Consider the following 20,744-nt stretch of genomic DNA (forward strand, 5'->3'; position numbering starts at 1 on the left):
AATGGTAGAACAAGATTTCCAAAGTAAAACTAAACAGCTGATTGATGACTTAAAATCAACATGTGCCCGTAATGGTTTAGGTAATGACGCGAGTGAGTTTAAGATCATTACTCAGGTGTTCTTGTATAAGCTACTGAACGATAAGTTCACCTATGAAACGAAACAAATTGAACCCAAGCTAGCAAGCAGTGACAACTGGGAACAAGCGTTTATCGCACTAAGTGATGATGAGCGAGCAATGCTGGCGATGCAGTTGCCAGCCGATGCAGCGGAGCTAAAACAAGAGCACTTCATCTCAACCTTATTTGCTAAACAAAATGAAGCCGACTTCGCCAAGTTGTTCGATGACACACTACGCGATATCTCCATGCTCAACAGTGACACCTTCTCAGTAATGACTGATTCTGGCGAGAAGGTGGCACTGTTCGAATCGATCAGTGAGTACGTGACCGTTAGTAAGCGTGATGACTTCTGTCGCGCAATCATTAACAGCCTTGCTGAGTTCAGTTTTGAGCGAATCTTTACCCAAAAGTACGATTTCTATGCAGTGATTTTTGAATACTTAATCAAAGACTACAACAGTAATTCAGGGGGTAAATATGCCGAGTACTATACCCCTCATGCCGTGGCTCGTATTATGGCTAATATTCTTGTGCCAGAAGAACAGCAAGGAAAAATCAGTAACGTAAGTTGTTACGATCCATCAGCTGGTTCAGGTACTTTGTTGATGAATGTTGCACACGCCATTGGTGAAAGCCGCTGTTCTATCTTTACTCAGGATATCTCGAAAAAGTCATCGAACCTTCTACGATTAAACCTAATTCTCAATAACTTAGTTCACTCAATTCCTAATGTGATTGAAGGTGATACTATGCGTCATCCTCACCACAAAGATGGCGCTAATCTAAAGCAGTTTGATTACATCGTATCGAATCCTCCATTTAAGCTTGATTTCAGTGAAATTCATGAAGAGTTGGAAGGTAAAGAACATAAGAAACGTTTCTTTGCTGGCGTACCTAAAATTCCAGCAAAAGCGAAAGATAAAATGGCGATTTATCAATTGTTTTTGCAGCATATTATCTACTCTCTGAAGCCAGGCGGGAAAGCTGCGGTTGTCGTACCCACAGGCTTCATCACTGCAAAATCTATTGATATTAAAGTCCGTAAGCATCTGATTGACAATAAAATGCTGGCAGGTGTTGTCTCAATGCCATCAAATATTTTCGCTACAACAGGGACTAATGTATCAATATTGTTTATTGACGCGAGTAACAAAGGTGGCGTGGTTTTGGTTGATGCCTCTAACTTAGGCACAAAGGTTAAAGAAGGTAAAAACCAAAAAACAGTCTTAAGTGACTTGGAAGAACAACAGATTATTGAAGTGTTTAATCACACTAAAAGTGTCGATGATTTGTCTGTCGTGGTTAGTTACGAAGACATAGCGGCTAAGAATTACTCTTTCAGTGCCGGTCAGTATTTTGATGTTAAAATTGAATATACAGATATTACCGAAAGAGAATTTAAACAAAAAATGGAGACCTATTCATCAAACTTGAATGCGCTATTTAATCAATCAAAAGCTTTGGAAGCAAAGATTGAAGAACAGCTAAAAGGTTTGAAATATGAGTAAGTTAACGAAACACCGCTTTAGTGATTTGTATTCGATGTCATCGGGGATTTCTTCTACTAAAGAGCAAGCTGGTCATGGTGCGCCATTTTTATCGTTTTCAGCTGTTTTTAATAATTACTTTGTTCCTGATGAACTAGAAGATCTTATGGATGCGTCGGCAAAACAGCAAGAAACGTATTCGATAAAAAAAGGGGATATCTTCTTAACCAGGACGAGTGAGGTAGTTGATGAACTTGCTATGAGTTCAGTGGCAACCCAAGATTATCCTAATGCGACATATAGCGGTTTCCTAAAACGCTTGCGTCCTACTCAGAGTGATATCAGTTATTCTAAGTTTATGGCCTTTTACTTAAGAAGTTCATTATTTAGAAAGACGATGACAAACAATGCTGTCATGACCTTAAGAGCAAGCTTAAATGAAGATATCTTTTCTTATCTTGAATTATGGCTGCCAGATTATGAAGAACAGGTGAAAATTGGTGATTTCCTATATAACCTGTCCAGAAAAATTGATACCAACAACAAGATTAATTCTGAGCTAGAAGCAATGACTAAGGCTTTGTACGACTATTGGTTTGTTCAGTTCGATTTTCCAGACTCAAATGGAAACCCTTATAAGTCGTCCGGTGGCAAGATGGTTTATTGCAATGATACTAAACGTGAAATCCCAGAAGGATGGTTTACAAGGTCTTTGGTTGATGAGATGGACGTGCAGTATGGGTATCCTTTTAGTACTAAGCAATTTAATGAGAAAAAACTCGGAGCACCTGTCGCTAGGATTCGAAACATTCTAGATAACAGCATTTCAATGTATTCAACAGAAAATGTAGACGATAAATACCTGATAGAGAAAGGCGACCTTTTAGTGGGAATGGATGGTAACTTTCATATCAACTTTTGGAGTAAAAATGGGTGTTATCTAAATCAGCGATGCTTTCGAGTAAGAAAAAAAACAGAATCTACTATTTCTCTTTTCCAAGCCTACTACCAAATACAGCCATATATCAAAGCGCGAGAGAAAAATGTGTCGAGAACCACAGTCGGACACTTAAGTGCTGATGATGTGAATGGCCTGAATGTTTTGATATCTAACTCAAGTGCCGTAAATGAAAAAATGGACTTTTTTGATTCCTTACTGGAGCAGATTATGGTTCGACGCAATGAAAATAGTGAGCTTTTAGAGTTAATTGATAACCTTGTTCCTATATTTATGAATGGTCAAGCGACTGTTAAATGATGAATATTGCGTATCGGTTACTGCTCACTGTTACCGCAACATCCTTGTTGTTGATAATATTTGTGGTGCAGAAGGGCTACACGTTAGGTTACTTTTTTGATAATTGCACATACTTAGCCACCTTGCCGAACGCAATTTCATACATTATTTACCTCCTAATACCAATCTCGTTAAGTGGGCTGAGTATTTTCTTCAGTCGATACCTTGGTAAAGATGAGTTCAAAGCGGGACAGGTGGTTGAGGTTGAACATGCTAATAACAGCTTTCTTCCTAGCTACTTAGGCTACTTTTTTGTTGCATTAAGTATCGGCAACTGGGAAACCTTGTTTTTTGTCTATGGTGTCCTGTTCGTGTTTACCTTCTTATCACAGGCGCTTTACTTCAACCCACTATTTTTATTGTTTGGGTTTGAGTTCTACAACATCACAACGAAAAATGGTGCAACCATCTTTTTGATAAGCCGAGAGCGCTATAAAACACCAGGTGATATAGTGATAGGCAAAGCTTATCGTATTAATAATTATACATTTATTGAGCGAGGGTGATCGTGGATTCAGTATTGACTAAAGTTAAAGGTCGCAATAAAAAGAATGTCTTTAAGTTGCTTTCCGACGAAACACTGTTCGAGGAGTTGCTCGTTACTGATGATGCCTGTGTCGATTATGCCCCTGACCACAACCTAGACGAGGATTCGTGGTTTAAAATCGATAACTTTAGTCAACAGCCATACTGTCTTGATATTCTTAAAGTCGATTTTGATTCAAAAGATTATGACGACCTTCCAAAAGCTAAGTTCAAAGATATTGTTCAGCTTTATGCTATTCAAGGCGATAATTTTTATTTTCAAAAAATAACGCCTTCTCTTTTTGTTACCAAGAAGATGATTGCATTCGGCGAAGCCGCGGAGCTTGAAAGTACTGAAAAGCGTTTGGTAGTTAATCAAGTCGCCGATGCTGTCTACTACAAAGCGCAGGATAAGTTAGTATTTAAGAGTCTAGCGACAATATCTAGCATCTTTAAAGGTATTGATGAGCTCTACAAAGAAGCCACAAAAGAAGAGGTTGAAAAGTTCTTAGAGGAGGACTTTATTGAACTGTCTGATGGCTATGATACGTCTAAAGTATCGAAGCCTAATCGTAAACGTATCGCATTGGCAATGGATACACTGGCGGCATTACCAGTGGAAGAACGAGATCAAATGTACTCGTATATCCATAGTTACTGTGAGCAAAAGCTAACGTTCGATAAAGAAAGCAGTAAGTTTGAAATCAACTCAGACGATGAGCTGAAATATTTGCTCTATGGTATTGAGCAGCGGTTTTACACTACACCTCTAGGGCATGAAAAGCGTTTGGCTAATTCAGTCCAACCAATGTAATACACTAGTTGAATAGTTATGCATTGCTATTTGATGTTCTCGGGTTCTTAGCAAAGCCCATTACATCTCCCCAATGCGGTTCAAAAATGTGGGTATAACCATTGTTGAACTGCTAATTTGGTTTTTGCATCAGTTCGGTTTCTTGAGAACTTACAGTGCTGCAAGTTAAGTTTGAAGTATAAAATACAGAATTGATAAATTGTATTTTGACAACTTATGGACTGTGTTAGGAAAACGGCAGAAGTCACGTTAGGTGGAGTGGATACCGACCATTTATCTTCTAAAACAATGGAATGTAAGACAGTGTCTGGCTTGTACTTCATTGGTGAAGTGATGGATGTGACAGGCTGGCTTGGTGGGTATAACTTCCAATGGTGTTGGTCTAGCGGCTATGTTGCTGGGCAGTGGGCATAATTTTGTGTAGAGACAATAAAGTTTGTCCGCAAACAAAGTGACGCAATAAAGTACCCTGAGTAATAAATGTGGTGCTTTAAAATCGCATAGCCGTCCAATATTGATTGCTATGCGCCATTCTAAACTTTACTGATAACACTGTCAGTTCCTGCAATGACTCACTCCAAAGCATTAAATCTGTTCTATATTAAGAATAGTGACATGCTAAAGGAGTGAGCTAATGAGCCAGCAAGCCTTGATTTCTCGTCTCAATGAATTACCTCGCATTGAGAGCATCCTGCAAGAACTGCTTGAAATGGTGAATAAAGAAAACGTCGATTTCAATGAACTATCGAGGAAAATGTCGATGGAGCAGGTCTTAAGTGCCCGCATTTTGAGGATGGCGAATTCTGCTCAATTTGGCGGTAATAAATCGGTCTCTTCTATTAATGATGCCATCATCAGAGTCGGAAGCGGTGCGGTTCGTACTCTTGTTTCTTCCTCTATCCTTTCAAGTACCTTTCCTAAAATTGAAACTCTCAATGTGAAAGATTATTGGTCAAACACCTTTGAAATCTCGATGATCGCCAGCAAACTTGCACCTAGTGTCGACTTAGATCCCAATGAAGTATTTACCACTGGTGTGCTGCACAATATTGGTGAACTCATGATTCATTCTCTTGTACCAGAGCAAGCTGTTGAAATATCTAAACGGGTTGAAGCTGGTGAAAGCATGTTGAAGGTACAAAGAGATGTGTTATTGACAGATGCACCAGAACTCGGTGCTCGTTTGGCACAAGCTTGGCAATTCCCAGCGGAAATGGTGGATGCGATTGCAAACGTCAATAGACCGGGTAAGGCGCGCGTGTCTAAGAAACTAGCTTGTTTGTTGTATTTTTCAAGGGCAGTTAATGATCGTTGGGATTCATTTTTAGATGATGCCGAAAAGCAAGATTTCCTACAAAGTCACCCTGCGGCTAAAGCTCTGAATATTTCTGATGAAATGATTGCAGTGATTGATAGTGTACGTGGTCAGGGAAGTGAATTGGCGTATGAACTGTTTTCTGATTAGACAAGAGAGCGCACTTAACTTTATTTATTAACGAGAAAACGGCAAGTTCATTGGAAGGTGAACTCGCCATTCTTTATTTTGTAAGGCTTGAAAGGGGAAGTGAGCGTTTAAGAACTTGGGCTCTCTACCGCGTTCTTTTTAGAAAACTTAATTTGCTGTATCACTAACCCCACGATGATCAGCACTAAGCCGAATAACGTTGAAGGGTGAATGTCCTCCCCAATAATGGTGGCCAGCAGCATTAATGAAATAAAAGGTGATGCAAAAATTAAGTTGCTGATGCGAGCGGTATTGTTGGTTAGTTTTAACGCTGAAAGCCATAACACAAACGTAATACCCATCTCAAAAAGCCCTACGTAAGTCACCGCCATCCAGCCTTTTGCTGTGATATGCGCCCAACTGTTACCTTCATAAATCGCTAAACCAATCGCAAGTGGTAGTGCTACTAGGAAACCTAAAAGCACACCTACAACTGGATCAGCTTTATTTTTGGTATTGAGGATCCAGTAACCCGCCCAAAGCAATGTAGAAACCAGAGCAAGTGCAACGCCGAATGGGCTGTCAAATTCTAGACCTAAGAGATCACCTTTTGTGGCAATAACCACGACTCCCAAGTAGCTGAAGGTACAGGCCACCCAATCTTGCTTACGAATCTTTTGCCCCAAAAAAACGGCAGCCATAAGAGTGAGGGTGATGGCCCAACTGTAGTTAATGGCTTGAGCTTGTGATGCCGGTAATAAATCGTAGGCTTTAAAAAGTATCAGGTAATAGGCTAGTGGATTTACGAGCCCTAATAATAAGTAGTACCAAGGGTTAGAGAAAAAGGTCGTGCTGAGTTGAGAAAGCTTACCCTGGAAAAAGCAAACTGCGATAAGGGCGAAGGAAGAAACAACGCTGGCGACCGCGAGCATTTGAATAGGTGAAAACTCCGCAAGGGTGAGCTTAAAGGCGGTAGCAACCGTTGACCAAAGTAATACGGCAGAAAGGCCAAAACCTAAGGCGCGACGTTCATTCATAGTAACTCATTATTATTGTTGGAATAGGATACGGAGACCTAGTCTATCTGTCGAAATTTAATACGGCAAACTGGACATTTATCCAGTATCAAAATACCATTTAAAGAGTCACTCCTAAATAGGCTAAATCTTTATCATGCAATGGATTATTGAACATCAAATGACACTTATCACTGCTATATCAAGCGCTCTCGCAAGTGGTATCGCGGTCAGTTGGTGGGTAAAACAGAAGTTTTCTTTCCAGCAACAGCTTTTAGAGCAGCAGATTGAATCTGACAAGCAATTGCATGAATCCCAAGCTCAGCAACTCAAATCATCTCTAGAACAAGCGCAAAAAGAGTTAGATGAATTGGATGATGAGCGAGATAAAGCCGCGTTTGAACTTAAACAAGCTCATGGCAAAGTGATGGCGGCGGTAGAAAAGCTGCGATATTTTGAAGCGGTGAAGCAAGAGCGTCAGCAATATGCAGATGAGATAAATCACCTAAAAGATCAAAAATCTGAGTTAGAGGCAGAATTACGCGAGCAAGAAGCTCGGCATGACCAAGAAAACCTAGCCAGCAGTGAAAAACTACAGTTGTTGGAGCAAGCTGAATCTCGTTTGAAACAACAATTTGAAATTCTCGCCAATCAGCTGTTTGAAACCAAAACAGCCAAAGTGGATCAGCAAAATAAGCAAAGCTTAGAAGGGCTTTTGTCCCCATTGCGTGAACAGTTAGAAGGCTTTAAAAAGCAAGTGAACGACAGTTTTGGTCAAGAAGCCAAAGAGCGACATACTTTGGTGCATGAGCTGAAAAATTTACAGCGCTTAAATGAAACCATGACACGTGAAGCGACAAACCTGACTCAAGCTTTGAAAGGAGATAACAAGCAACAAGGCAATTGGGGGGAAGTAGTGCTAGCTCGTGTATTAGCCGAGTCAGGTCTGCGAGAAGGGCATGAGTACCACACACAAGTGAACCTACAAAATGATGCAGGTAAGCGCTATCAACCTGATGTCATTGTGCATTTGCCACAAGAAAAGCAAGTGGTGGTTGACTCAAAAATGGCATTGGTCGCTTTTGAACGCTATTTCAATGCTGAAAATGATCTGCAGAGAGATTCAGCATTACGTGATCATTTAATTGCTTTGCGAGCGCACATTAAAGGGTTGAGTCAGAAGGATTATCATCAACTAAAGGGCATTCAAAGTTTAGATTACGTCTTGATGTTCATCCCTGTTGAGCCGGCTTTCCAAGTCGCTATTCAAGCTGATCCAAGCTTGGTCAAAGACGCCATGGAACAAAATATCATTTTGGTGAGCCCAACCACTTTGCTGGTGGCACTGAGAACGATTGATAATTTATGGAGAAATGACCGTCAAAACCAAAATGCACAAATAATTGCGGATCGCGCAAGCAAGCTTTATGACAAATTACGCTTGTTTGTTGATGATATGGAAGGGCTTGGCGGGGCTTTAGACAGAGCGAATCAAAACTACCAAGGTGCTATGAATAAACTGGCAACAGGGCGTGGCAATGTGATTCGCCAAGCGGAAAGCTTTAAAGAATTAGGGGTAGAGGTGAAGAAACCAATTTCGATAAACCTTACCGAGATCGCGCAAAATGAGGCTTTTTCAGAAAATGCCTCGTTAGTAGAAAGACAACTTGCTGAGGATAAAGTAAACTAATCGACCGCAGCGCCCTTAGATGTATTGAGGTATCACGCGCTGTCGATGAAAAACTTACCATGGTAGATAACAGCATTATGGACACAAGCGTGCAGACAAATTCAGCAGTAGAATCAGAAACCACACACTTTGGTTTTGAAACCGTCGCGAAAGACGAAAAAGTCGCAAAAGTAGCAGAGGTGTTTCACTCTGTAGCCGCTAAATACGACATCATGAATGATCTTATGTCGGGTGGTGTTCACCGTTTGTGGAAGCGATTCACAATAGATTGCAGTGGCGTTCGCCCTGGTCAGCGTATTCTTGATCTTGGTGGAGGTACTGGTGACCTAACGGCTAAGTTCTCACGTATTGTCGGTGAGAAAGGTCATGTGGTACTGGCTGATATCAACAACTCAATGCTTAACGTCGGTCGTGACAAACTTCGCGACAGCGGCATTGTAGGTAATGTGCACTATGTACAAGCGAATGCGGAAGAACTGCCTTTCCCAGATAACTACTTTGACTGCATCACGATTAGCTTCTGCTTACGTAATGTAACAGACAAAGATAAAGCATTACGTTCGATGTATCGTGTGTTAAAGCCGGGCGGTCGTTTGCTGGTTCTTGAGTTTTCTAAGCCGGTTCTTGAGCCTTTATCTAAAGTGTACGATGCGTATTCATTCCACTTGCTGCCTAAAATGGGCGAGTTGATTGCAAACGATGCTGACAGTTACCGCTACCTAGCGGAGTCTATCCGCATGCACCCAGATCAAGAGACTCTGGAAGGCATGATGCAAGGTGCCGGTTTCGAAAATACTAAGTACTTTAACCTGACGGGTGGCATTGTTGCCTTACACCGCGGTTATAAGTTCTAACTCGGATTTCGAGATAAACGTATTCAATGAAATGATTAAAACGGATGAGTGACTATTCATCCGTTATGACGTTTATCTTTTATACAAGCTAAGGACTGTCATGCCATTTGATCCATTAGTGACTGCGGTTATTGAAACCTCTTTAAATACCTTCGTAAACGACGACCCAGAATTGGTGCGTCGTTTATCTCGTTTAAAGGGGCAAGTAATCCAAGTTAATTTAAAAGAGCTTAATAAAACGCTTACTTTCGTATTCAGCCAACAGATTGATGTATTGGGCGATTATGAAGGTCAGCCTGATTGTTATTTGTCGCTGAATCTTTCGGTACTACCTGAATTACGTGAACAGTCCAATATCACCAAGCTAATCAAGCAAGATAAACTGATTTTAGAAGGTGATATTCAACTCGCGCAAAAATTTGCACAGCTCATGACAGACTGCAAACCTGATCTTGAAGAGTGGTTATCCCGCATTACTGGAGATGTGGTGGCACATACTTTAGTTCAAGGTGTGAAAAACGTGGGTGGCTTCGTTTCTAAGCAAGCGACTAAGCACCAAAACCATATTGCTCAAGTGCTAACGGAAGAGTGGAAAATTGCTCCAGCTCCGTTAGAGATTGCTTATTTCTGTGATCAAGTAGACGATGTGAAAAGTGCAACGGCTCGTTTGGAAGCAAAACTAAACGCGCTGTTGGAGAAAGCATGACCCCAACTGAATTGAAACGTCTTTATCATATTATCAAGGTACAGTTAGAGTACGGTCTTGATGAATTAATGCCGGTTCACCAATTGACTAAAGCGCCTTTGCTGGCAAGAAAATCGCTATTTTGGGTAAAGAATAAGCATCCAGATAAAGAATTAGGTCTTCGCCTTCGTTTAGCGCTTCAAGAGCTTGGTCCAGTATGGATCAAATTTGGTCAAATGATGTCGACAAGACGGGATTTATTTCCGCCTCATATCGCTGATCAACTGGCATTACTGCAAGACCAAGTTGCCCCATTTAATGGTGAATTGGCTAAGCAGCATATGGAAGAAGCGCTGGGTGGTAGTTTAGATAACTGGTTCACTGATTTTGATATCAAGCCATTAGCTTCAGCTTCGATCGCTCAGGTGCATACTGCTAAACTAAAAGAATCGGGTCGCGAAATTGTTCTGAAGGTGATTCGCCCTGATATTCGTCCTGTCATTGATGCAGATCTAAAACTGATGCACCGAATGGCGAGTATAGTCGCGAAAGCACTGCCTGAAGCACGTCGTTTGAAGCCTGTTGAAGTAGTACGAGAGTACGAAAAGACATTGATTGATGAATTGGATTTACGCCGAGAAGCGGCTAATGCTATTCAGCTTCGCCGTAACTTTGAAGGCAGTGAAGAATTATACGTACCTGAAGTTATCACTGATTTAAGCAGTGAATCTTTAATGGTATCTGAACGGATTTACGGTATCCAAGTTTCGGATATTCCCATGTTAGAAGCTAATGGCACTAACATGAAGTTATTGGCTGAACGTGGCGTCACAGTATTCTTTACACAAGTATTTCGTGACAGCTTCTTTCATGCTGATATGCACCCGGGGAATGTCTTTGTAAACCCAGAGAATCCAGAGAATCCACAATGGATTGGTTTAGATTGCGGTATTGTTGGAACGTTAAATAGTGAAGACAAACGTTATCTAGCCGAAAACTTATTGGCGTTCTTTAATCGTGATTATCGAAAAGTTGCAGAGCTGCATGTTGATTCTGGTTGGGTGCCTCACAATACAAATGTGAATGAATTTGAATTCGCGATTCGTACCGTATGTGAACCTATTTTTGCTAAACCGCTTGGTGAAATTTCATTTGGTCATGTGTTATTGAACCTATTCAACACAGCAAGACGTTTCAATATGGAAGTACAGCCTCAGCTGGTTTTATTGCAAAAGACGTTATTGTATGTAGAAGGTTTAGGTCGTCAGTTGTATCCGCAACTCGACTTATGGGCAACGGCAAAACCATTTTTAGAAACTTGGATGATGAACCAAGTTGGTCCGCAAGCTGTGATCAACGCGGTGAAAGAGCGTGCACCATTTTGGGCTGAAAAATTACCTGAATTACCTGAGCTTCTATATGATAGCTTGCGCCAAGGTAAAGCTATGAACCAACGTATGGATCAGCTTTACCAAGGTTACCGTGATAGCAAGCGCCAACAAGCAACGGGTAAGTTTTTGTTTGGTATTGGAGCAACTTTAGTCGTATGCTCCGCAATATTAGTTTCAAGCCCTTACGAGCAGCTAAGCATGGGCTGTGGCATCGCTGGTGTCACATTTTGGCTGCTAAGTTGGCGAGCTTACCGTCGTTAAACGGTAGACTCCCTTAATAATTTTTGTGTAGACAAACCCGAGGACAATACAATGGGTGGTATCAGTATTTGGCAACTTCTAATCATTGCTGTAATCGTAATCTTACTATTTGGTACTAAGAAACTACGTGGCATGGGTGGTGATTTAGGTTCAGCGGTTAAAGGCTTTAAAAAAGCAATGAGCGATGAAGACAAGCCTGCCGATAAAAAAGACGCAGACTTTGAACCAAAAAATATTGAACAGCAGAAAACAGACGCTACTGCTGAAACAAAGAAAGACAAAGAGCAGGCGTAAGTCGTGTTTGATATCGGTTTTTGGGAACTGGTATTAATATCTGTCGTCGGGTTAGTTGTTTTAGGACCTGAGCGTTTGCCTGTTGCTATTCGCAGTGTATCCAAGTTTATTGGTACTGCAAAAAGCATGGCAAACAGTGTGAAAGATGAACTTTCTCACGAGCTTAAAGTTCAAGAATTGCAAGAGAACCTGCGTAAGGCTGAGCAAATGGGTATGGAAGATTTATCTCCAGATCTAAAAGCATCGGTTGATGAACTAAAGCAGGCTGCTGCTACTGTTCAAAGACCATATGCGAAGCCTGATACTGAAAAAGCAAGTGAAGTGGAAACGACGCCAATCACCGAAACGAGTGAGAATGAAAGTATTCAAATTCGTAAAGAAGCTTCAGTAGCGTCAGATAAAAAAGCCGAATAGTCTCGCAAGGAGGAGCCACAATAAGCTCATGCAACACAATGCTTTGTGTAATGTGCATGTGATTGGCTCCTTTTCGATCTTCCTGTTATAGAGGTTTGACATGTCTTCGACTCAGCAGACACAACCTTTGATTAGCCATTTACTTGAACTACGTAACCGACTTTTGCGCGCAATTGTTGCGGTTCTTGTAATCTTTGTTGGGCTAATTTATTTTTCTAATGATATTTATGAGTTTGTTTCAGCACCTTTGGTAGATCGTTTACCTGAAGGAGCAACAATGATTGCTACTGATGTAGCGTCACCATTTTTCACACCTTTGAAGTTAACATTGATAGCGTCGATTTTTGTAGCTGTCCCGTTTATTTTGTATCAGGTGTGGGCGTTTGTTGCTCCTGGGCTGTACAAGCACGAAAAGCGTTTGATCATGCCATTACTGGCCTCTAGCTCATTGCTTTTCTATTGTGGTGTTGCGTTCGCTTATTTTGTTGTTTTCCCTTTGGTATTTAGCTTCTTTACTGCTATTTCTCTCGGGCAAGTTGAATTTGCGACCGATATATCCAGTTATCTAGATTTTGTCTTAGCGCTGTTTTTTGCTTTTGGTATTGCGTTTGAAGTGCCAGTGGCCATTATCTTGCTATGCTGGACGGGTGCTACGACTCCGAAAGCTTTATCTGAAAAGCGTCCGTATATTGTCGTGGGTGCATTCATTATCGGTATGATGCTTACTCCGCCAGACATGATTTCTCAAACATTACTTGCCATTCCAATGTGCATATTGTTTGAAATTGGTCTGTTTTTCGCTCGTTTTTATGTACGAAAACCTGTGGAAGGCGAAGAAGAAATAGAAGAGTAAACGTAGACTAAGCAATCACGTTAAAATAAAAAAGCAGCCCTATGGCTGCTTTTTTATTTTAACTATCGGACTGTTACTTTGTGACCGCAAATTTGGCATACGTAAATTTCTTTGATGCCAATGATTTTGTGCCAAAATGTTCGATGTTGACGTTGTAAGTGAATGGTATCGTGTTCACACATATAACTCACTCTTTAGTATTATTTTAAAGTGAGCGCGAATATTAACGTTGTTGACTATGCAACTCAAGTCGTCAAGATAAAAAAATATTATAAAAATTAATACTTAAAGAGAAAATAATTTTTTTGCATTGCTGGTTGTAATGCGGTTAACTTCTTCTAGACTTATATTTCTGAGCTCTGCGACACGTTTTGCGACAAGATTTGTGTAGGCTGGCTCATTGCGTTTTCCTCTATTTGGTGTAGGAGCTAGATAAGGGCAGTCAGTTTCAAGAATAACGTATTCCATATCTAAGTGAGGTATCACCTTATCCATTCCTGAGTTTTTAAAGGTAGACACTCCTCCAAGCCCTAAATGAAAACCTAATGCATTGATAGCCTGTGCTTCTTCCAAGCTGCTACCAAAACAGTGAAAAACACCACGTAAACTGCCATCTTGTTCTTGTTGTAAAAGTGATAACGTTTCTTGGATTGAATCACGAGTATGGATTACGACAGGCAGGTTGAGTTCTTTTGCCCATTGCAGTTGAGTCACAAAAGCGAACTCTTGTTCTGCTTTGAATGTTTTATCCCAGTACAGATCAATCCCAATTTCACCGACAGCAATAAAGTTATGTTTTTCAAACCAACCGCGAATTGTCGCTAAGGTTTGCTCAATATTCGCGTCTACATAACACGGATGCAGCCCCATCATTGAACGACAGACATTAGGAAATTGTTTTTCTGTGTTTAACATCGGCTCGATAGAGTCTAGATCAATATTCGGGAGAAGAATTGTATCGATTCCTTGTGCAAGAGCTCGCTGCACCACTTCTTCACGGTCATTGTCGAATTCGCTGGCATAAATATGGGCGTGAGTGTCAATCATCATGCTGTCCTGAAAATCTAAAGTTGCGCTGAGTATACGGTAGTGTGAGAGGAAGGTCATTTTTTGTCATTTGTTCGATTTTTTCATTCAGATCTGAGCTTTACTGTTAGCGTCTGTAACCATCGGTGATATGCTTTTATCAGTATTTAGCACTTTCATATCTAGGCATATTGATGTTTAGACTAGGCAAGGAGAATCTCGTGTCTGTTTCAATTCAAGGTCAATTCCCAGGTCGTCGTATGCGCCGTATGCGTAAACATGACTTCAGCCGTCGCCTTATGGCAGAAAACCAACTATCTGTAAGTGACTTAATTTACCCAATGTTCATCTTAATGGGTAAAGATCGTCGCGAAACCGTTGAATCTATGCCGGGTATCGAACGTTTATCTATCGACCTAATGCTAGAAGAAGCGCAATACTTAGCGAATTTAGGCGTTCCAGCTATCGCGTTATTCCCCGTCGTGAATCAAGATGCGAAAAGCTTGTGTGCGGTTGAATCTTATAACCCTGAAGGTTTAGTTCAACGTGCCGTCCGTGCACTAAAAGAGCACATCCCTCAAATTGGTGTCATTACGGATGTGGCTTTAGACCCATTCACGACTCATGGTCAAGATGGCATCATCGATGAAACAGGCTATGTTCAAAATGATGAAACAACCGAAGTTTTGATCAAACAGGCGATTTCGCATGCCGAAGCCGGTGCTGATGTCGTTGCTCCATCAGATATGATGGATGGTCGTATTGGTAAGATCCGTGAAGCGCTAGAAGAAGCGGGTCACATTCATACTCAAATAATGGCTTACTCTGCAAAATATGCTTCTTGTTACTACGGACCTTTCCGTGATGCAGTGGGCAGTGCTTCAAACCTTAAAGGTGGTGATAAGAAAAACTACCAAATGGATCCGGCGAATAGTGATGAAGCCATTCATGAAGTGGCTATGGATCTTAACGAAGGTGCGGATATGGTGATGGTGAAGCCTGGTATGCCGTATTTGGATATTGTTCGCCGAGTGAAGCATGAGCTTCAGGCGCCTACTTTTGCATACCAAGTTTCTGGAGAATACGCGATGCACAAAGCGGCGATTCAGAATGGTTGGTTAAAAGAGCGTGAGACCGTTTTAGAGTCTCTACTGTGTTTCAAACGCGCGGGTGCTGACGGTATTTTAACTTACTTTGCTAAAGATGTAGCAGAGTGGCTTGCTGAGGATAATGCTCAAGCTGCAGAGCATTTATCTGCAACAGAATAATCGGTTAGGCATTGAGTACACAAAGAGCTGGTTTATACCGGCTCTTTTTCATTGGGGAATGGCATTATGGCTGTATTGATTCGAGAAGGCTCGTTAGAAGAAGTGATTCATGTTGTTGATCAGGTTGATGAATTTCTTCACAAAGAAACTGTCGAGTCTTTAGCTTCCCGTATTGAAGGAAAAAAATCTTTAATATTGATTGCGGAGGAAGAAGGTGAATTACTTGGCTTTAAAATTGGTTATCAATTAAATGAACACACTTTTTATAGTTGGTTTGGTGGTGTATCTCCATTAGCGAGAAATAAGGGAGTGGCGCAATTACAACTCGAAGCTCAAGAGCTGTGGGTGAGAGATAAGGGCTATAAGTGCTTAAAGGTGAAATCTCGTAATCAATTTCCCGCTATGCTAAGGCTGTTACTTCGTAATGGTTATCTTATTGAACACTATGAAAAAAAAGAGATTTTACTAGAAAATCGTATCCATTTTATAAAGCAGTTGTAGTGCCACATTAAATTAAATGAGACTTTTTCTCATTTAGATGTTGACTATTAAATGAGAATCATTATTATTAACCACGTCTTAGGGAATGAGGAAACAGTTCACAAGGATGTTGAATCAGCTTGTTTAGACTGGCTGAGAACAGATTTCTAGCGAACTTGTACTAAGTTCTTTTTTGACACGACATTGCTCACATTGCTTCCAGTGTAATTTATAGCTTTTTGGTAGAGCTGTAGTATTCAATTTGAATGGCTTTACCGCTTTTTGCTAGGCGACATCTTCGGGTGTCGCTTTTTTTCTATTTGCGCAAACCAAATCTTCATTTCTTGTGAATAAAACAACACCAGTATTTTTTTCCACAGAGCAAGATCGAAAAAAGATCATTGTTGTATTGTTCGATCTGTGTTTATTTTTATTTTTATCAATCACTTAAATGCAATTTTCGCTCTTAACTTGCATTGTTTAGATTGTGTGTATAAATAATATAAACAGAGTTATCCACAATTTAGGTGAGTCTTGGATAAAAAGTATTAACTTTAAAGCTGGTGCGGTAAGTCTGATAACGTAGCATCAAAACATGAGACGTGGCATCCTTAACAGATCATTTCTGTACTTACTGGATACACAAATATTATGGCTCGTATTCCTGATAATCCATTGATCCTTATTGATGGCTCTTCTTACCTTTATCGTGCTTTTCATGCCTACCCAGGCACCATGAGTAATGGTGATATTCCAACAAATGCCGTTTACGGTGTGGTGAACATGCTTCGAAGCATGATGCGCCAGTTTGCTTCTGATCGTATTGCAGTAATCTTTGATGCGAAGGGAAAAACGTTCCGTGATGACATGTATCCAGAGTACAAAGCAAATCGCCCACCAATGCCAGATGATTTACGTTGTCAGATAGAACCTTTGCACAACGTTATTCGAGCTATGGGTTTACCTCTTATCTCTATCTCTGGCGTAGAAGCCGATGATGTGATTGGCACTTTAGCTTCGCAAGCTTCTAAAGCCGGTATCCCTGTGCTGATCAGTACGGGTGATAAAGATATGGCTCAATTGGTGGATGAGAACGTCACTCTTATCAATACAATGACTAACGTTGTGATGGATAGAGAAGGCGTGATAGAGAAGTTTGGTATTCCACCAGAGCTTATTATCGACTACCTCGCACTTATGGGCGATAAGGTTGATAACATTCCTGGAGTACCAGGTGTTGGAGATAAAACGGCAACGGCTTTACTTCAAGGTATAGGAAGTATCGAGAAGTTATACGAAAACCTTGATGACATAGCAGCACTTGGTTTTCGTGGTTCTAAAACCATGGCGAAAAAGCTTATCGATAACAAAGATAATGCAACTATGTCTTATGAACTGGCCACTATTAAGCTTGATGTGGAGCTGGAAGAGACGCCAGAATCACTAGTGAAAGCAACGCCTAATACTGATGAACTGATCAAACTTTATGGTCAATTAGTCTTTAAGTCATGGCTTAATGAGTTACTTGAAGGTGGCAGTGGCGTTGTAGAAGCGGATGAAAAGTCGGGAGCGGTACGTAGCAATGCGCCTGCTACATCTTCTGCCGCTGAAATGAATACTTCAGCAGTGACGATCGATCGCAGCCAATATGAGACCATTCTTGATCAAGACACTTTTAATCAGTGGCTAGATAAGCTTAAAGCGACCGATGTATTTGCCTTTGACACGGAAACTGACAATTTAGACTACATGGTGGCTAACCTAGTTGGTTTGTCGTTTGCGACAGAAGAAGGTATTGCGGCTTATGTACCTGTTGCCCACGATTATTTAGATGCTCCTGAGCAACTTGATCGTGATTGGGTATTAGAACAGTTAAAACCTATTTTAGAAGATGACGCTCAAGCTAAAGTCGGTCAGAACCTAAAATACGATGCAAGTGTACTTGCTCGTTACGATATTGAAATGAAAGGAATTAAGCACGACACCATGCTGGCGTCTTACGTATTTAATAGCGTAGGTGGTAAGCATGATATGGATAGCTTAGCGCTTCGTTTCCTACAACATAGCTGCATTTCATTCGAGCAGATTGCAGGTAAGGGCAAAAAGCAGCTTACATTTAATCAAATCGATATTGAAGAAGCATCGCCATATGCGGCTGAAGATGCTGACGTCACTTTACGTCTGCACAATCGTTTAATGGAAAACATTGAGCAAGATGAAAAGCTGAAAACCATTTATGAGGAGATTGAAATCCCTCTTGTACCAGTAATGTCGAGAATTGAACGTACTGGTGTATTTATTGATGACATGCTGCTGGGGGCTCAATCTCAAGAAATCGCAGTTCGCTTAGATGAGTTAGAGCAAAAAGCTTACGAGATTGCAGAGCAAGAATTCAATATGAATTCACCTAAGCAACTTCAAGCTATCTTATTCGAAAAGATGGGCTTGCCCGTTATTAAGAAAACCCCATCGGGTGCTGCTTCTACTAATGAAGAAGTGCTTCAAGAGCTAGCATTAGATTACCCGCTGCCTAAATTGATTATTGAATATCGCGGCTTGGCGAAGCTGAAGTCTACTTATACTGATAAGTTGCCTAAGATGATCAATGCTGAAACTGGTCGGGTGCATACCTCTTATCATCAGGCTGTTACGGCAACTGGGCGTTTATCTTCGACCGATCCAAACTTACAAAATATCCCAATTCGTAACGATGAGGGGCGCCGAATTCGTCAGGCATTCGTAGCACCTCACGGTTGGAAAATTTTAGCAGTCGATTACTCTCAAATCGAGTTGCGTATTATGGCGCACTTATCTGGCGATAAAGCATTATTAGAAGCTTTCCAACAAGGTAAAGATATTCACGCGGCAACTGCAGCTGAAATTATTGGTGTAAGCATTGATGATGTCACTACAGAGCAACGTCGCCGTGCTAAAGCCGTTAACTTCGGTCTGATTTATGGCATGAGTGCATTTGGCTTAGCGAAGCAGTTAGGCATTCCACGTGGTGAAGCGCAGCACTATATGGATACTTACTTCGAACGTTACCCTGGCGTCATGCAATATATGGAAGACACCCGTAGTAATGCATCTGAGCAAGGCTTTGTTGAAACTATCTATGGTCGTCGATTACACCTTCCTGAAATTTCATCACGTAATGGTATGCGTCGTAAAGCCGCCGAGCGTGCTGCGATTAATGCTCCAATGCAAGGTACCGCTGCGGATATCATCAAAAAAGCGATGTTACTCGTTGATGAGTGGATTCAAGCGGAAGGTGATGGTCGTGTGAAACTTCTTATGCAAGTTCACGATGAATTGGTTTTTGAAGTTGAAGAGTCAGCTTTGGCTGAAATTGAAAGTAAAGTACAAGAATTGATGGAATCTGCCGCGAATCTAGAAGTACCTTTAGTTGCCGAAGCTGGGAGTGGAGACAACTGGGACCAAGCTCATTAGTCAAAAATAGAGCTTATTGACATAATTAGCATGAGCCAGCGCACAAACGCTGGCTTTTTTTTGTCTAAAAAAAAGTTATTCAATGAATGGCTATTGTGTTCTTTAATAAAACTTAAGTGAAAAAAAACTACAAAATCTATTTCCATTTCTGAGCAATTGTTGTACATTAATCTCGTAGGGTACAGAGGTAAGATGTTCTATCTTTCAGACCTTTTGTTTCACGTTATTGGATTAGGCTGATTCAGCCGCCCCAGTCAGTATTTGACTGGGGCGTTTTTTCTTGTGGCAAAGAAAATTTCTACAAGTCTCTTTTCCCTCTCTATTTTTCTTATCTTTAGCACTTATCCGTTATTAACGAAAAATTCCTATTTGTAAGTTTATTTCTTTTCTAATTGGGTTATTTCTCTTTATAAATCAAGATCGCTTATCTGCTTATCTGCTTATCTGCTTATCTGCTTATCTGCTTATCTGCTTATCTGCTTATCTCGCCCGATACTAGGCTTAACTATTCTTTCTTCTTATTCGCTGTTGGGAGGGTAGGTTTCCTTTTCCTTACCTTCATCAATTTTCAATTGGCATAAAAAAGCCCCGCAATGATGCGAGGCTATATTTAACTTTTTCTTTGAACTTATCTCTTTTAACCGCTGTCATTTATAAAGCAGTTATTGCGATAGTGTTTATTCGTCGTTTGAATCTACATCGTTATCCAGATCTTCTTCTAGAAGATGAACAAATGCAGGTGCAAACCAAGAGTCAAGTTTACTGCGCAGCTGATCAACCCCTAAACCTTTCAGTGAAGAGAAAACATCAACGTTCACATCACCACCAAAAGATTCGGCATCTTTACGGATTTTAAGAAGTTGTGCTTTACGAGCACCACTTTTTAATTTGTCAGCTTTAGTTAATAGAACTTGTACTGGAATACGGCTGTCGATTGCCCAGTAGATCATTTGCTGATCGAGATCTTTCATCGGATGACGGATATCCATCAACACGACAAGACCTTTTAAGCACTCACGACGTTGTAGGTACTCACCAAGAGACTGTTGCCACTTTTTCTTTAGCTCTAGTGGAACTTGTGCGAATCCATATCCAGGAAGATCGACAATGTGGCAGCCTTCATCAACCTTAAATAGGTTAATAAGTTGAGTTCGACCTGGTGTTTTACTGGTTTTCGCTAAACCTTTCTGGTTGGTTAGGCGATTTAGTGCACTAGATTTACCAGCATTGGAGCGTCCTGCAAACGCAATTTCGATACCTTCGTCTTCTGGTAAATGACGAATATCGGGTGCACTAGTAATGAAATGCGTCTTTTGATAATGAATTTTTACGCTCACTGTTAACTCCATCTCGACTTTGTGTAGTCGATTGAT

Annotated in this window: 18 protein-coding genes and 2 pseudogenes; 17 read left to right on the top strand and 3 right to left on the bottom strand. The window is 40.8% G+C overall.

Annotation, left to right across the window (positions count from 1 at the left end; translation table 11 throughout):
- Nucleotide 1: 1 nt before the first annotated feature.
- The 6 genes and pseudogenes from OCU78_RS00410 (at nucleotide 2) to OCU78_RS00435 (ending at nucleotide 5,710) form a co-directional block, all read left to right on the top strand.
- Complete coding sequence (locus OCU78_RS00410) at nucleotides 2-1,630, top strand: HsdM family class I SAM-dependent methyltransferase (RefSeq protein ID WP_137373919.1); 1,629 nt, start codon at nucleotides 2-4, stop codon at nucleotides 1,628-1,630.
- Entirely contained in the window at nucleotides 1,623-2,867 is a 1,245-nt protein-coding gene (locus tag OCU78_RS00415; protein ID WP_137373920.1) for a restriction endonuclease subunit S, read from the top strand. Before OCU78_RS00410 ends, OCU78_RS00415 begins: the two co-directional genes overlap by 8 nt.
- The gene (locus OCU78_RS00420) at nucleotides 2,867-3,412 is read left to right on the top strand and encodes a hypothetical protein (RefSeq protein ID WP_180033718.1); all 546 of its coding nucleotides are present in this window, start codon (nucleotides 2,867-2,869) and stop codon (nucleotides 3,410-3,412) included. The genes OCU78_RS00415 and OCU78_RS00420 overlap by 1 nt, the downstream gene beginning before the upstream one ends.
- Before the next feature lie 2 nt (nucleotides 3,413-3,414).
- The gene (locus tag OCU78_RS00425) at nucleotides 3,415-4,245 is read left to right on the top strand and encodes an ATP F0F1 synthase synthase (RefSeq protein WP_137373922.1); all 831 of its coding nucleotides are present in this window, start codon (nucleotides 3,415-3,417) and stop codon (nucleotides 4,243-4,245) included.
- A 231-nt stretch (nucleotides 4,246-4,476) separates the two neighbouring features.
- Nucleotides 4,477-4,659: pseudogene (locus tag OCU78_RS00430) on the top strand (NAD(P)/FAD-dependent oxidoreductase); the annotation flags it as partial.
- 220 nt (nucleotides 4,660-4,879) lie between these two features.
- On the top strand, nucleotides 4,880-5,710 hold the full coding sequence (locus OCU78_RS00435) for an HDOD domain-containing protein (RefSeq protein ID WP_137373923.1): 831 nt from the start codon (nucleotides 4,880-4,882) through the stop codon (nucleotides 5,708-5,710).
- Nucleotides 5,711-5,817: 107 nt separating this feature from the next.
- On the opposite strand, the gene OCU78_RS00440 is transcribed toward OCU78_RS00435, so the two are convergent.
- Entirely contained in the window at nucleotides 5,818-6,726 is a 909-nt protein-coding gene (locus OCU78_RS00440; RefSeq protein ID WP_137373924.1) for a DMT family transporter, read from the bottom strand.
- A 136-nt stretch (nucleotides 6,727-6,862) separates the two neighbouring features.
- Between OCU78_RS00440 and rmuC the strand changes: the two genes are divergently transcribed.
- The 7 genes and pseudogenes from rmuC to tatC all read left to right on the top strand — a co-directional run bounded on the left by rmuC (nucleotide 6,863) and on the right by tatC (nucleotide 13,147).
- Entirely contained in the window at nucleotides 6,863-8,395 is a 1,533-nt protein-coding gene (gene rmuC / locus OCU78_RS00445; protein WP_137373925.1) for a DNA recombination protein RmuC, read from the top strand.
- A gap of 74 nt (nucleotides 8,396-8,469) precedes the next feature.
- Nucleotides 8,470-9,249, top strand: coding sequence for a bifunctional demethylmenaquinone methyltransferase/2-methoxy-6-polyprenyl-1,4-benzoquinol methylase UbiE (ubiE, locus tag OCU78_RS00450; RefSeq protein ID WP_137374123.1), 780 nt, complete (start codon nucleotides 8,470-8,472; stop codon nucleotides 9,247-9,249).
- Nucleotides 9,250-9,349: 100 nt separating this feature from the next.
- Complete coding sequence (locus OCU78_RS00455) at nucleotides 9,350-9,955, top strand: ubiquinone biosynthesis accessory factor UbiJ (protein WP_137373926.1); 606 nt, start codon at nucleotides 9,350-9,352, stop codon at nucleotides 9,953-9,955.
- Nucleotides 9,952-11,586, top strand: coding sequence for a ubiquinone biosynthesis regulatory protein kinase UbiB (gene ubiB / locus OCU78_RS00460; protein ID WP_137373927.1), 1,635 nt, complete (start codon nucleotides 9,952-9,954; stop codon nucleotides 11,584-11,586). Before OCU78_RS00455 ends, ubiB begins: the two co-directional genes overlap by 4 nt.
- Nucleotides 11,587-11,637: 51 nt before the next feature.
- Nucleotides 11,638-11,880 carry a Sec-independent protein translocase subunit TatA gene (gene tatA / locus OCU78_RS00465; RefSeq protein ID WP_137373928.1) on the top strand — a complete coding sequence of 81 codons (243 nt, stop codon included), beginning with the start codon at nucleotides 11,638-11,640 and terminating at the stop codon, nucleotides 11,878-11,880.
- Between the two features lie 3 nt (nucleotides 11,881-11,883).
- Nucleotides 11,884-12,181: pseudogene (tatB, locus tag OCU78_RS00470) on the top strand (Sec-independent protein translocase protein TatB); the annotation flags it as partial.
- A gap of 213 nt (nucleotides 12,182-12,394) precedes the next feature.
- Nucleotides 12,395-13,147: a twin-arginine translocase subunit TatC gene (tatC, locus tag OCU78_RS00475; protein ID WP_137373930.1), complete on the top strand. Its 753-nt coding sequence runs from the start codon at nucleotides 12,395-12,397 to the stop codon at nucleotides 13,145-13,147.
- Nucleotides 13,148-13,432: 285 nt separating this feature from the next.
- Here the strand turns inward: tatC and OCU78_RS00480 are convergent, their stop codons facing one another.
- Nucleotides 13,433-14,194, bottom strand: a complete 762-nt coding sequence (locus OCU78_RS00480; protein ID WP_137374124.1) for a TatD family hydrolase — start codon at nucleotides 14,192-14,194, stop codon at nucleotides 13,433-13,435.
- A 200-nt stretch (nucleotides 14,195-14,394) separates the two neighbouring features.
- Here OCU78_RS00480 and hemB point away from each other — a divergent pair, with 200 nt between their 5' ends.
- The 4 genes from hemB (at nucleotide 14,395) to OCU78_RS23045 (ending at nucleotide 19,611) form a co-directional block, all read left to right on the top strand.
- The gene (hemB, locus tag OCU78_RS00485; protein WP_137373931.1) at nucleotides 14,395-15,441 is read left to right on the top strand and encodes a porphobilinogen synthase; all 1,047 of its coding nucleotides are present in this window, start codon (nucleotides 14,395-14,397) and stop codon (nucleotides 15,439-15,441) included.
- Between the two features lie 66 nt (nucleotides 15,442-15,507).
- On the top strand, nucleotides 15,508-15,942 hold the full coding sequence (locus OCU78_RS00490) for a GNAT family N-acetyltransferase (protein WP_137373932.1): 435 nt from the start codon (nucleotides 15,508-15,510) through the stop codon (nucleotides 15,940-15,942).
- A 630-nt stretch (nucleotides 15,943-16,572) separates the two neighbouring features.
- Entirely contained in the window at nucleotides 16,573-19,371 is a 2,799-nt protein-coding gene (polA, locus tag OCU78_RS00495; protein ID WP_137373933.1) for a DNA polymerase I, read from the top strand.
- A gap of 192 nt (nucleotides 19,372-19,563) precedes the next feature.
- The gene (locus OCU78_RS23045; protein ID WP_438356636.1) at nucleotides 19,564-19,611 is read left to right on the top strand and encodes a hypothetical protein; all 48 of its coding nucleotides are present in this window, start codon (nucleotides 19,564-19,566) and stop codon (nucleotides 19,609-19,611) included.
- A gap of 437 nt (nucleotides 19,612-20,048) precedes the next feature.
- Here the strand turns inward: OCU78_RS23045 and yihA are convergent, their stop codons facing one another.
- The gene (yihA, locus tag OCU78_RS00500) at nucleotides 20,049-20,708 is read right to left on the bottom strand and encodes a ribosome biogenesis GTP-binding protein YihA/YsxC (RefSeq protein WP_137373934.1); all 660 of its coding nucleotides are present in this window, start codon (nucleotides 20,706-20,708) and stop codon (nucleotides 20,049-20,051) included.
- Nucleotides 20,709-20,744: the final 36 nt, after the last annotated feature.

The sequence above is a fragment of the Vibrio gallaecicus genome, assembly GCF_024347495.1.
In the GTDB taxonomy this organism is placed as follows: domain Bacteria; phylum Pseudomonadota; class Gammaproteobacteria; order Enterobacterales; family Vibrionaceae; genus Vibrio; species Vibrio gallaecicus.

Excerpts from the sequence above, each read along its gene's own strand:
- OCU78_RS00410 (WP_137373919.1), top strand. The coding sequence starts at position 2 with ATGGTAGAACAAGATTTCCAAAGTAAAACTAAACAGCTGATTGATGAC.
- OCU78_RS00440 (WP_137373924.1), bottom strand. The coding sequence starts at position 6,726 with ATGAATGAACGTCGCGCCTTAGGTTTTGGCCTTTCTGCCGTATTACTT.
- OCU78_RS00415 (WP_137373920.1), top strand. The coding sequence starts at position 1,623 with ATGAGTAAGTTAACGAAACACCGCTTTAGTGATTTGTATTCGATGTCA.
- tatA (WP_137373928.1), top strand. The coding sequence starts at position 11,638 with ATGGGTGGTATCAGTATTTGGCAACTTCTAATCATTGCTGTAATCGTA.
- OCU78_RS00480 (WP_137374124.1), bottom strand. The coding sequence starts at position 14,194 with ATGATTGACACTCACGCCCATATTTATGCCAGCGAATTCGACAATGAC.
- tatC (WP_137373930.1), top strand. The coding sequence starts at position 12,395 with ATGTCTTCGACTCAGCAGACACAACCTTTGATTAGCCATTTACTTGAA.
- rmuC (WP_137373925.1), top strand. The coding sequence starts at position 6,863 with ATGCAATGGATTATTGAACATCAAATGACACTTATCACTGCTATATCA.
- polA (WP_137373933.1), top strand. The coding sequence starts at position 16,573 with ATGGCTCGTATTCCTGATAATCCATTGATCCTTATTGATGGCTCTTCT.
- ubiB (WP_137373927.1), top strand. The coding sequence starts at position 9,952 with ATGACCCCAACTGAATTGAAACGTCTTTATCATATTATCAAGGTACAG.
- OCU78_RS00435 (WP_137373923.1), top strand. The coding sequence starts at position 4,880 with ATGAGCCAGCAAGCCTTGATTTCTCGTCTCAATGAATTACCTCGCATT.
- OCU78_RS00455 (WP_137373926.1), top strand. The coding sequence starts at position 9,350 with ATGCCATTTGATCCATTAGTGACTGCGGTTATTGAAACCTCTTTAAAT.
- OCU78_RS00490 (WP_137373932.1), top strand. The coding sequence starts at position 15,508 with ATGGCTGTATTGATTCGAGAAGGCTCGTTAGAAGAAGTGATTCATGTT.
- OCU78_RS00420 (WP_180033718.1), top strand. The coding sequence starts at position 2,867 with ATGAATATTGCGTATCGGTTACTGCTCACTGTTACCGCAACATCCTTG.